The 12,049-nt window shown below is 70.1% G+C and carries 10 protein-coding genes and 1 pseudogene; 8 read left to right on the top strand and 3 right to left on the bottom strand.

Annotated elements, in window-relative coordinates; genetic code table 11:
* The first annotated feature begins 147 nt into the window (after positions 1-147).
* Positions 148-1,650: an FGGY-family carbohydrate kinase gene (locus DMB66_RS48830; RefSeq protein ID WP_125810944.1), complete on the top strand. Its 1,503-nt coding sequence runs from the start codon at positions 148-150 to the stop codon at positions 1,648-1,650.
* A 7-nt stretch (positions 1,651-1,657) separates the two neighbouring features.
* Here DMB66_RS48830 and rfbD read toward each other — a convergent pair whose 3' ends face one another.
* Both rfbD and rfbB read right to left on the bottom strand, forming a co-directional pair.
* Entirely contained in the window at positions 1,658-2,500 is an 843-nt protein-coding gene (rfbD, locus tag DMB66_RS48825) for a dTDP-4-dehydrorhamnose reductase (protein WP_199753078.1), read from the bottom strand.
* A complete protein-coding gene (rfbB, locus tag DMB66_RS48820) occupies positions 2,500-3,477 on the bottom strand; it encodes a dTDP-glucose 4,6-dehydratase (RefSeq protein WP_125810943.1) in 978 nt (325 codons plus the stop codon). Before rfbB ends, rfbD begins: the two co-directional genes overlap by 1 nt.
* Positions 3,478-3,523: 46 nt before the next feature.
* Between rfbB and rfbA the strand changes: the two genes are divergently transcribed.
* The 7 genes and pseudogenes from rfbA to DMB66_RS48775 all read left to right on the top strand — a co-directional run bounded on the left by rfbA (position 3,524) and on the right by DMB66_RS48775 (position 11,639).
* A complete protein-coding gene (gene rfbA / locus DMB66_RS48815; protein WP_125810942.1) occupies positions 3,524-4,408 on the top strand; it encodes a glucose-1-phosphate thymidylyltransferase RfbA in 885 nt (294 codons plus the stop codon).
* Positions 4,405-5,004, top strand: a complete 600-nt coding sequence (locus tag DMB66_RS48810) for a dTDP-4-dehydrorhamnose 3,5-epimerase family protein (protein WP_125810941.1) — start codon at positions 4,405-4,407, stop codon at positions 5,002-5,004. The genes rfbA and DMB66_RS48810 overlap by 4 nt, the downstream gene beginning before the upstream one ends.
* Positions 5,005-5,352: 348 nt before the next feature.
* Positions 5,353-6,858, top strand: a complete 1,506-nt coding sequence (locus tag DMB66_RS48805; RefSeq protein WP_125810940.1) for a sugar transferase — start codon at positions 5,353-5,355, stop codon at positions 6,856-6,858.
* Between the two features lie 16 nt (positions 6,859-6,874).
* Positions 6,875-8,200 carry a UDP-glucose/GDP-mannose dehydrogenase family protein gene (locus tag DMB66_RS48800; RefSeq protein ID WP_125810939.1) on the top strand — a complete coding sequence of 442 codons (1,326 nt, stop codon included), beginning with the start codon at positions 6,875-6,877 and terminating at the stop codon, positions 8,198-8,200.
* Positions 8,201-8,305: 105 nt separating this feature from the next.
* Positions 8,306-9,238, top strand: a complete 933-nt coding sequence (locus DMB66_RS48795; protein WP_233625381.1) for a glycosyltransferase — start codon at positions 8,306-8,308, stop codon at positions 9,236-9,238.
* 268 nt (positions 9,239-9,506) lie between these two features.
* Positions 9,507-10,117 (top strand): annotated as a pseudogene (locus DMB66_RS64765) (integrase core domain-containing protein); the annotation flags it as partial.
* A 232-nt stretch (positions 10,118-10,349) separates the two neighbouring features.
* Positions 10,350-11,639, top strand: coding sequence for an IS256 family transposase (locus DMB66_RS48775; RefSeq protein ID WP_125810935.1), 1,290 nt, complete (start codon positions 10,350-10,352; stop codon positions 11,637-11,639).
* A 7-nt stretch (positions 11,640-11,646) separates the two neighbouring features.
* Here the strand turns inward: DMB66_RS48775 and DMB66_RS48770 are convergent.
* A partial coding sequence (locus DMB66_RS48770; RefSeq protein ID WP_148112842.1) for an integrase core domain-containing protein occupies positions 11,647-12,049 on the bottom strand: 403 nt, incomplete at its 5' end.

Here is a 12,049-nt window from a genome sequence, read left to right as displayed (position 1 = left end):
CCCCCCGGACCGGCCGGGCAGGACGGCCGGGGGCGGGCTCGAGGCGGTTCCGTAACCGCCGGTGCCGTGCCCGATATTGCCCAGCCAGGAAATCGGCGGTGGGGAACCTTATAGTGGCGGGGTGGATCGCGTCATCGGCTCGCGCACTTGAAGGCGAGGCAGCGCCTGTTGCTCGGTGTCGACGCGGGGCAGTCCATCACCAAGGCCGCGCTGTACGCCCTGGACGGGAGCGAGGTCGCGGTCGCCCGGCACGCCACCGAGGTGGACAGCCCGCGGCCCCGATGGGCCGAACGAGACATGGACACTGTCCGGAAGCACGCGCACTCGGCCATCTCCGACGTCATCGCGCGGGCCGGGCCCGGGTACGAGGTCGTCGGGGTGGGCATCTGCGGGCACAATGACGGCCTCTACGCCGTGGACAGGCACGGCCGTCCGGTGCGGCCGGCGATCCTCGCCCTGGATTCCCGCGCCCACCAGGAGTCCCGCCGGCTCAGCCACGGCGCCACCGGCGCGGCGGCGCTGGCGCTGACCGGGCAGAAGCCCTCGCTGGTGTCGCCGGCGTCGCTGTTGTCGTGGTTGCGCGAGCACGAGCCCCGGTCGTACGAGCGCACCCGGTGGGCGCTGTTCTGCAAGGACTGGATCCGCCTGGGCCTCACCGGCGAGGTGGCCACCGACGTCACCGATGCGAGCGCGGCCTTCACGGGCCTGCGCACGCGGCAGTGGAGTGCGCCGGCGCTCGACCTGTTCGGCCTGACGGATGCCGCGGCGAAGCTGCCACCCGTCCTCGGCAGTGCGCAGCTCGCGGGCACGGTGAACGCGCAGGCCGCCGAGCTCACCGGCCTGGCCGAGGGCACCCCGGTGATCACCGGCGCGCACGACGTGGACGCGGCCGCCATCGGCATCGGGGCCGCGACCGTCGGCGCCGCCAGCCTGGTGCTCGGCACCTACTCGATCAATCAGGTGCTGGCCGATCGGCCGGTCACGGACGCCCGCTGGCAGGCCCGGTCCTTCGTCCAGCCGGGTCAGTGGCTGCACATGTCGACGTCACCGGCCGGCGCGGTCTGCCTGGAGTGGGCCGTGCGCCGGCTGGGCCCGTGGACGGCCGCCGGGCAGCCCGGCTTCGCCGAGGCCGTCGCCGAGGCCACCACCCGGGAGGACGCTCCGGACGCCCCACTGTTTCTGCCTTTCCTGTACGGATCGCCGCACGGCCCGGATGTCGAGGGTGCCTGGCTCGGCCTGCGCGGACGGCACGATCGCGGTGACCTCCTCGCGGCCGTGCTGGAGGGCGTCGCCTTCAACCATCGCACCCACGTCGAGGCGCTGCGTGAGGTCTTCGACCTCCGGGGCCCGGTGCGCGTCTGCGGTGGCGGTGCCCGCAGCGCGGGGTGGACCCAACTGCTCGCCGACGTCCTGGCCCTGCCGGTCGAGGTGACCTCCTCCGACGAGGCCGGCGCCCGGGGCGCGGCGATGCTGGCCGGCGTGGGCACGGGCCAGTTCACCGACCTCGAGCAGGTCACCGAGCGCTGGGTCCGGGTCATCTGCGGCCAGGAGCCCAGGCCCTCGCACGCGCCCGCGAGGGCCGACCGCTATCGCCGGTATCTGGCCGCCGTGGAGGCGCTGGGCCCGCAACGGCCACCCGAGAGCCGCTGAGCCACGGTCAGCGCAGGGCCGGCATCGCCTCGGTGAGCAGCACCCGCCAGTGCGGCAGCGGGGCGACCCCCGTGCCGAGCCAGCGGTCGTGGCCGAGCACGCTGTATGCCGGGCGCGAGGCGGGGCGCGGGAAGCGGTCGCTCGTGGTGGGGCGCACCCGCTCCGGGTCGAGGCCCGCCTCGGCGAAGACCGCGCGGGCCAGGCCGTACCAGGTGGTCGATCCGGCGGCCGTGCCGTGGTAGGCGCCGGGTGCGGCGCGGCCGGCCGCGGCCGCGCCGGCCAGCGCGACCACCTGCCGGGCGAGCGCGTAGGACCAGGTGGGCGGGCCCTGCTGGTCGTCGACGACCTCGACGGTGTCGCGCTCGGCGGCCAGCCGCAGCATGGTACGGACGAAGTTGGGCCCGTGCGCCCCGTAGAGCCAGGCGGTGCGCACGACGTACCCGCCGGCCGCCAGCACGGCCTGCTCGCCGATCGCCTTGCCGCGCCCGTACGCGTTGACCGGCGCCGGCGCCGTCTCCTCGGGATACGGGGTGGTCGCGGCGCCGTCGAAGACGTAGTCGGTGGAGAGGTGGATCAGCCGCTTGCCGGCCTCGGCCGCGAGGATCCCCACGGCGTGTCCGTTGACCGCCGTCGCGTCCTGTTCGGCGGCCTCGGCGCCGTCCACGTCCGTCCACGCCGCCGCGTTGAGCACGATGTCGGCGCCGGAGACCGCGTCGCGCACCGCGGCCGGGTCGGCGATGTCCAGGTCGGCGCGGGTCGCCGCGACCACCTCCGGCTCGCCCGCCTCGGCCAGGACCGCGCGGAGATCCCGGCCGAGCATGCCGCCGGCGCCGGTGACCAGCCAGCGCATCAGCCGGCGTCCCGCGCCTTGAGCGGCTCCCACCAGTCGCGGTTGTCGCGATACCACGCGACGGTGGACGCCAGTCCGTCCGCCAGGCTGACCTGCGGCGCGTACCCGAGCTCCGCGCCGATCTTGGTGATGTCCAGCGAATACCGGCGGTCGTGGCCCTTGCGGTCGGTCACCGGCCGCACCATGTCCCAGCCGGCGCCGCAGGCGTCGAGCAGCCGGCCGGTCAGCTCGCGGTTGCTCAGCTCGGTGCCGCCGCCGATGTTGTAGATCTCGCCGGCCCGGCCCTTCTCCAGCACCATCTGGATGCCACGGCAGTGATCGGCCACGTGCAGCCAGTCACGGATGTTGCCACCGTCGCCGTAGAGCGGCACCGGCTTGCCGTCCAGCAGGTTGGTCACGAACAGCGGGATGACCTTCTCGGGGAACTGGTGCGGGCCGTAGTTGTTGGAACAGCGCGTGACGACGACGTCCATGCCGTGCGTGCGGTGGGCGGCCAGGGCCAGCAGGTCGGACGAGGCCTTGGAGGCCGCGTACGGCGAGTTCGGCGCCAGCGGCCAGGTCTCGGTCCACGAGCCCTCGTCGATCGAGCCGTACACCTCGTCGGTGGAGACGTGGACGAACCGGCCTATATCGGCGGCCCGCGCGGCGTCGAGCAGCACCTGGGTGCCGAGCACATTGGTGGCGACGAAGGGCACGGCGCTGGCGATCGAGCGGTCCACATGGGATTCCGCCGCGAAATGGACCACCGCGTCGTGACCGGGAAGCAGCTCCCGCAACAGCGCCGAATCCGAAATGTCGCCATGGACGAAGCGAAGTCGGGAATCCGTCAGCGGCAGGTTGGCACGATTGCCCGAATAGGACAGTAGGTCGAGAACCGTCACCGAAGCGCCGGCCGCGCCTGCGTACTCGTCCTGCAGGAGGGCCCGGACGTAGGCCGATCCGATGAAACCGGCACCACCGGTCACTAATATCTGCACAGCTGGCGAGTGTACGCGCCCGGCAGGCACTGAATAGTCTCTTCCGGTGCGCGGAATCCTGCTTGCCGGTGGCACCGGCTCACGGCTCTGGCCGATCACGATGGCCATGTCGAAACAGCTCATGCCCATCTACGACAAGCCTATGGTCTATTACCCCCTGACCACCCTGGTGTCCGCCGGGATCCGGGAGATCCTGGTGATCACGACGCCCGAGGACCAGCCGCACTTCCAGCGACTGCTGGGCGACGGGGGCCGCTTCGGGCTCACCCTGTCGTACGCGGAACAGCCGAAACCGGACGGCATCGCCCAGGCGTTCCGCATCGGCGCCGACTTCATCGGCGACCAGCCGGTCGCGCTGATCCTGGGCGACAACATCTTCCACGGCGTGGGGCTGGGCCAGCAGCTGTCCCAGTTCGGCCAGCCGGCCGGCGGGCGCGTCTTCGCCTATCCGGTCGCCGACCCGGAGCGCTACGGCGTCGTCGAGTTCGACGACAGCGGCACGGTGATGTCGATCGAGGAGAAGCCGGACCGGCCCAAATCCACCTACGTGGTGCCCGGCCTCTACTTCTACGACGCCGACGTGGTCCAGATCGCCGACAAGCTGGAGCCCAGCGAGCGCGGCGAGCTGGAGATCACCGCGGTGAACGAGGAGTATCTGCGCCAGGGCCGGCTGAGCGTGACCGTCCTGGACCGGGGCACGGCGTGGCTGGACACCGGCACCTTCCAGTCGATGGTCCAGGCTTCCGAGTACGTGCGGGTCATCGAGGAACGGCAGGGCTTCAAAATCGGCTGCGTCGAGGAGGCGGCCTGGCGGCGGGGCTTCATCTCCGACGGCGAGCTGCGCGAGCTGGCCGGGCCGCTGATGAAGAGCGGGTACGGCGAATACCTGGTCCGGCTGCTCGACACCGGCCAGTACGGCGGTGTGCTGTGAAGATCCGTCCGCTGACCATCGAGGGCGCCTTCGAGGTCACCCCGCTCCAGCACGGCGACTCCCGGGGCACTTTCCTGGAGTGGTACCGTTTCGACGCCCTGGCCGCGGCCGTGGGCCATCCGCTCAATCTGGCGCAGGCAAACCTCTCCACCTCGGCCCGGGATGTCGTCCGGGGCATCCACTTCGCCGACGTGCCGCCGGGACAGGCCAAGTACGTGACGTGTGTGTCCGGGTCCGTGCTCGACGTCGTGGTGGACATCCGGGTCGGCTCGCCGACGTTCGGCACCTGGGAGGCCGTTCCGCTCGACGACGAGGAACGGCGGGCGGTCTATCTCGCCGAGGGGCTGGGTCACGCGTTCTGCGCGCTGACCGAGGGCGCCACGGTGGCATACCTGTGTTCGAGCACCTACCGCCCCGGGCACGAGCACGGCATCGACCCGCTCGATCCGGAGCTCGGCATCCGCTGGCCCGCCGGCACCCCCCTGCTGTCCACGAAGGACGCCGCGGCGCCGTCACTGGCCGAGGCGCTGGCCACCGGCCTGCTGCCCACATTCGATGCTTGTTCCAAACATATCGAAACAGTCAGTCGGACTTAATACATTCGAAATTCTCCGCCAAGCCATTGACGGGCCCTGCTCGGTGCAGTATGGGAACCCGTCCGCACGCAATTTTGTGGGCCCTGAAGTCCGATATATACCGAGGATCTGGTACGTCCGATCTGAACGTCTTGCAGCCATTTGTAATTGGCACTCATCCGATCCGCCATTCGTCTCGAACGGAAAGGTGTAGCGCGAACGGGGCACGATTCAGCAGGCTTCCTGTGGGTCCCGCGGGGTCACCGCCGCGGAACCGAAATCTCACCTTGAGACTCGTGCTTCACCCGGGGTCCGGAGCGTTACGACAAAGGACCGTGGCTGGCCGCAGTCGATGCTCGGAGGCTAGGCGTGCAAACGATCGACCCAAGATCGACCGGTACCATCCACCGGGAGGAATCGCAGTTCAACGCGGTTCGGGATCCGGAGCTCCGGGCCGTCTCGGCCCAGCCCGGCTGGCGTGGCCGGTACGCCCTGGGCCTGGGCGCGATCGACTGGGTGGTCGGCTTCGTGGCCGCGTGGGCGGCGCTGGTCCTGCGTTTCGGCTCGTCCGGCAGCCAGCCGTTCCCGCTTGACTATCGTCTGCTGACGCTGCTATTCCCGCTGGCCTGGATCGGCGCCCTGGCCATCAACCGAGCGTATGAGTCACGTCACCTGTTCGTCGGCACCGACGAATACGCTCGGGTCGTCCGTTCCGGGCTCGGCCTGACCGCGGCGCTGGCAATTGTCTCCTTTGCGTTCGACCTGCGTCTGGCACGCGGATATGTGATTATCGCGGTTCCGCTGGCCACCCTCGTCGACGTCGGCGCCCGGTACGTTTTCCGCCAATTGCTGCACCGTTCCTGGGCCCGCGGCGAACGGCTGCACCGGGTCATCCTGGTCGGGCACGCGCGGACCGTCGCCGACATGACCCGGCGGCTGCGCCACGAGAGCCACCACGGCCTCGGCATCATCGGCGCCTGCCTGCCGCCCGGCCAGACGGTCGAGGTCACCCCCGGGCTGCCACCGATCTACGGCAACTTCGACGACGTCGCCGCGGCGGTCTCCCTGTCCGGCGCGGACACCGTCGTCGTGCTGTCCTGCCCCGAGATCGACGGCCCCGCGCTGCGCCGCCTCGCCTGGCAACTCGAACGCGACGAGATCGACCTGATCGTGGCCAGCACGCTGGTCGACGTGGCGGGCGACCGGACCACGATCCGGCCGGTGGACGGCCTGCCGATGCTGCACGTCGAGCACCCGCGGCTCAAGGGCAGCGCCCGGCTCGTCAAGGCCGCCTTCGACCGGGTGGGCGCCCTGGTCCTGCTGACGCTGAGCGCGCCGGTGCTGGCCGTACTGGCCGGCCTGGTGATGTTCGGACCGGGCGGCCGCGGACCGGCGGTCTTCCGGCAGGAGCGGGTCGGCAAGGACGGCCGGCCGTTCGTCCTGTACAAGTTCCGCACGATGGTGGTGAACGCCGAGGCGCGGCTGCACAATCTGCGCGACCTCAACGACACCGACGGCGAGCTCTTCAAGATGCGCAACGACCCGCGGGTCACCCCGGTCGGCCGCTGGCTGCGCCGGTATTCGCTGGACGAACTGCCGCAGCTGGTGAACGTGCTCAAGGGCGACATGTCGCTGGTCGGCCCGCGACCGCCGCTGGCCCTGGAGGTGGCCGGCTACCCGGCCGACATGCTCCGGCGGCTCGTGGTCAAGCCGGGCCTCACCGGTCTCTGGCAGGTGTCCGGCCGTTCCGACCTGTCGTGGGAGGAGTCCATCCGGCTCGACCTGACGTACGTGGAGAACTGGTCCCTGGCGATGGATCTGGCCATCCTGGCCCGGACGGCCAGCGCGGTCGCCCGCAGCTCCGGCGCGTACTGAAAGGAGAGAGCCCGGTATGAACGCACTCCCCCGTCTCACCGTCATCGGCACCGGCTATCTCGGCGCCACCCACGCCATCTGCATGGCCGTGATGGGCTACGAAGTCATCGGGGTCGACGTCGACCCCGACAAGGTCGCGCGGCTCAACTCCGGCGAGGTGCCGTTCTTCGAGCCCGGCCTGCCCGAGCTGCTCGCCAAGGCCCTGGAGACCGGCCGGCTGAGCTTCACGACCTCCTTCGCCGAGGCCGGCGAGTTCGGCGACGTGCACTTCATCTGCGTCGGCACGCCGCAGATGGCCGGCTCCGAGGCCGCGGACATGACCTACGTCGACGCGGCGGTCACCGCGCTCGCCGCCCATCTGCATCGCCGCGCCCTGGTGGTCGGCAAGTCGACGGTGCCGGTCGGCACCGCCGCCCGGCTGGCCGAGTTGCTGCGCACCGCCGCGCCGGCCGGCGACCGGATCGAGCTGGCCTGGAACCCGGAGTTCCTGCGCGAGGGCTACGCCGTCGACGACACCATGAAGCCCGACCGGCTGGTCTTCGGCGTCACCTCGGCCTGGTCCGAGGAGCGACTGCGGGCGGTGTTCGCCCCCGTGCTGGCTCAGGGCGTGCCGGTCAAGGTCACCGACCTGCAGACCGCCGAGCTGGTCAAGGTCGCCGCCAACTCGTTCCTGGCCACCAAGATCTCCTACATCAACGCGATGGCGGAGGTCTGCGAGGCCACCGGCGCCGACGTGCACGACCTGGCCGAGGCCCTCGCCTACGACGAGCGCATCGGCGGCAAGTTCCTGCGCCCCGGCCTGGGCTTCGGCGGCGGCTGCCTGCCCAAGGACATCCGGGCGTTCGCGCACCGGGCCGAGGAGCTCGGTGTCGGCCAGGCGGTGGGCTTCCTGCGGGAGATCGACGGCATCAACGGCCGCCGCCGGGCCCGCACGGTCGACCTGGTCGTCGAGCTGTGCGGCGGCGACGTGGCCGGCAAGAAGATCGCGGCCCTGGGCGCGGCCTTCAAGCCGAACTCCGACGACATCCGCGACGCCCCGGCGCTGGACGTGGCGAGCACGCTGGCGGGCATGGGCGCGGACGTCTACGTCTTCGACCCGGCCGCGATGGCGAACGCCCGCAAGGCGCACCCCGAGCTGAACTACGGCACCGGCGCGCTGGACGTGGCCCGCGACGCCGACGTGGTCGTGCTGCTGACCGAATGGACCGAGTTCCGGAAAATAGCCCCGGAGGCCATGGCCGAGGTGGTCCGCGCGCAGCGGATCTTCGACGGCCGGCACGTCCTCGACCCGGCCGTGTGGCGCGCCGCGGGCTGGGAATACAAGGCACTCGGCCGCCCCTGAAGCTCCGCCCTGACACTCCGCCCCGGGCGCGCTCCGCCCGGCCGGCAGCACGGCGCGAACGGGATGACGGCAGGATGGGTGCGTCCGCGAGACTGGGAGGCCAGATTGGACAGCAAGACCGAGACGGTGGCCGTTGTCGCCGTCACGTACAACAGCGCACAGTTGGTGCCGGACTTCATCGCCGCCCTCGGCCCCGGCCTCGAGGGCGTCGACTGGCACCTCACGGTCGCCGACAACGCGTCCGCGGACGACTCGGTCGCCGTCGTGCGCCGGCTGGCGCCGGAGGCCACCGTGGTGGAGGTCGGCCGCAACGCCGGGTACGCCGCGGGAATCAACGCCGCCCTGGCCAAGGCCGGGCCGTTCACGGCGGTCCTGGTGCTCAACCCCGACGTGCGGCTGACCCCCGGCTGCGTCCGGACACTGCTGGGCGTCCTGCGCACCCCGGGCACCGGCATCGCAGTGCCCCTGCTGGTCGACGGCGAGGGCTCGCTCATCCAGACGATGCGCCGCGAACCGTCGGTGCTGCGCATGCTCGGCGACGCCGTCCTCGGCGCCGGCCGCGCCGGCCGATACCCACTGCTCGGCGAGGTGGTCACCGACGAGCAACGGTACGGCGAGGCGGCGGTCACCGACTGGGCCGAGGGCTCAACCGTGCTGTTCAGCGCGGAGTGCTGGGAGCGGTGCGGGCCCTGGGACGAGTCGTTCTTCCTCTACTCGGAGGAGACGGACTTCGCGCTGCGAGCCCGGGACGCCGGCCTGCTCACCCGCTTCACCCCGGCCGCGCGCGCCGTCCACCTGGAGGGCGACTCGCGGGTCTCACCCGGGCTCTGGACGCTGCTGACCCTCAACAAGGTCCGCCTCTACCGCCGGCGGCACAACGCCATGGCGGCGACCGCTTTCTGGGCGGCGCTGGTGCTCCGCGAGACCAGCCGAGCGGCAATAGGCAAGGCACCGAGCCGAATGGCGGCACGGGCCCTGCTGAGCCCAGCCCGACTGCGCGAACGGCCAGGCCCACACACCGTGCACCCGAACCGCTGACCCAACCAGAACCGCCCACCCAGGCCCGAGCCGCCGACAGGCACAGCGGCGGTTCGTGCCCCACGGCCACGCACCGGCACCCGGCGCCCGGGACCGGGGCTCGCCTCGCTCTCCGGACATCTCACCACCACCTCCGGACATCGCGACCCGCCTCTCGCCGCCGGCGGCGGGGAATCGCCCCCTGATCCGTGCCAGGCCGGCCGGGCCGGTGAGCCCGTCGACGGTGGACGGCTCGGTCGAGGACGACAACGCGCAGTTGCACCGGCGAGTGAACCACAAGCGGGTCGCCCGGGTGATGCGCCGCTTCGGCGTGCAGGGAATACGACTGCGACGGCGAGTACAGACCACCATCGCCGATCCCGCCGCGAGCAAGGCACCGGACCTGATCGGCCGCGACTTCACCGCCCCAGCGGTCAAATCAGCGTTACGTCGGTGACATCACCTACCTGCCCATCGGAGAGCGCGGATTCCTTTGCCTGGCAACGGTTATCGCCCTGCACTCACGCCGTCTGGCAGGCTGGGCGATCGCCGACCACATGCGCACCGACCTGGTCATTGACGCCCCCACCGCCGTGCACCGGATCCGCGGCAGCCTCGACGGGGCGATCACGGAGCCCAGGCCGTAGTCCGCCAATCGATGAGCAAGGTCGGGCAGCTCAGCTGACAACGCCCTCGCCGAGTCGTTCAACGCGACCCTCAAACGCGAGACCCTGCAGGGACGCCGCGCGTGCACCGACGAACGCGAGGCCCGGCTGACCTCATTTCGCTGGCTGCACCGCTACAACACCGTCCGCTGCCACTCCCGGCTCGGACAGCAAATTCCCTCTCGCCTACGAACGCACCACGGCCGCACCGGCGACGCTAGCGGCGGCCGCATGAACCCCGTGTCCGAGATCCGGGGGGGCAAGCCCCGCGGAACCCCCTACGCCAAACCTGCCTTTGCTCTGCTTCCCTATCGGAAACACCCGCCGCCGACGCCCAGAACCCCCAACCGAAGCGGAACCCGCGCATCTCCATCCGGTGTTTCCTATCGGGAAGCAGAGCAAAGGGCACCGTTGTTGCCGGGACTGTAAAAATAACGGTGTAACTCCTGATCAAGGAGACGCACCTGATGACTGTCACGACAGACCCCGTGGATACTTCCGCGGTGGCGAAGAAGAAGAGTCCGGCCGCGACGCCGGAGGGCGTGGACACCGAGCTGGTCGGCCGGCTGGTCGAGCAGGCCCGCTCGGCGGGCCTGCAGCTGACCGGTGAAGGCGGTCTGCTGCAGCAGCTGACGAAGCGGGTGATCGAGGCCGCTCTGGACGGCGAGATCACCGATCACCTCGGCTATGCCAAACACGACCCGGCCGGTAAGGACTGCGGGAACTCCCGCAATGGCGCCCGCGCCAAGACGGTGCTGACCGACATCGGCCCGGTCGAGATCACCGTGCCGCGGGACCGGGATAGCTCGTTCGAGCCGCAGATCGTCCGTAAGCGGCAGCGGCGGCTGTCCGGGGTCGAGGACATGGTGCTGTCCTTGTCGGCGAAGGGGTTGACGACCGGGGAGATCAGCGCACACCTGGCCGAGGTCTACGGGGCCGAGGTGTCGAAGCAGACGATCTCCACGATCACCGACAAGGTCATGGATGGCATGGCCGAGTGGCAGAACCGGCCCTTGGACCGGGTCTACCCGGTGATCTTCCTGGACGCGATCAACGTCAAAATCCGGGACGGGAAAGTCGCCAACCGGCCCATCTACGTGGCCTTGGCGGTCACTGCCGAGGGCAGCCGCGACATCCTCGGGCTGTGGGCCGGTGACGGCGGTGAAGGCGCCAAGTTCTGGCTGAACGTGTGCACCGAGCTCAAGAACCGCGGCGTCGAGGACGTGCTGATGGCCGTCTGCGACGGCCTCACCGGGCTGCCCGACGCCATCAACACGGTGTGGTCCGACACCGTGGTGCAGACCTGCGTGGTCCATTTGCTGCGTAACTCGTTCAAGTACGCGTCCCGGCAGCACTGGGACGCGATCGCGAAAGCGCTCAAGCCGGTCTACACCGCGCCCACCGTGGCCGCCGCCGAGCAACGCTTCCTCGAGTTCGCCGAAACCTGGGGCGACAAGTATCCGGCGATCGTCAGGCTGTGGACGAACGCCTGGGCCGAGTTCGTGCCGTTCCTGTCCTTCGACGCCGAGATCCGCAAGGTCGTCTGCTCGACGAATGCGATCGAGAGTGTGAATGCCCGGATCCGCCGGGCCGTACGAGCTCGCGGGCACTTCCCCAACGAGCAAGCCGCACTGAAATGCGTCTACCTCGCCGTCATGGCCCTCGACCCGACCGGCACCGGCCGGCGCCGCTGGATCACCCGCTGGAAACCCGCCCTCAACGTGGGCTGCCGCGCGTTTTCCGGACAGTGCTTTTAGCGTGTTTTCACGCCGCTAATGTGTTGTCCGTGCGTCCGCTGAGAATTTCGTACGGCGTCTTATAGCCGAGCGCCGAGTGGATCCTTTGGCGATTGTAGTACAGTTCGACATAGCGCACAATAGCGTCTCGTGCGTGGGCTTTCATCGGGAAGACGGTCCGGTTGACCATCTCATTTTTCAGGCTGGCATTGAACGATTCTGCTAGGGCGTTGTCCCAGCAGACCCCCGTACGGCCGACCGAGGACCGCAGACCGAGTTTCTTCAGCGTCCGGCGATACTCGTGCGACATGTATTGGCTGCCGCGATCAGAGTGGAAGATCGCACCTTTCGGTATGGTGATGTTACGGGCCGCCATCTCAATAGCGTCGACGACCAACTCGGTGCGCATGTGGTCCGCGACCGCCCAACCG

The sequence above is a fragment of the Actinoplanes sp. ATCC 53533 genome, assembly GCF_003947245.1.
This window is presented reverse-complemented; position numbering and strand designations above follow the sequence as displayed.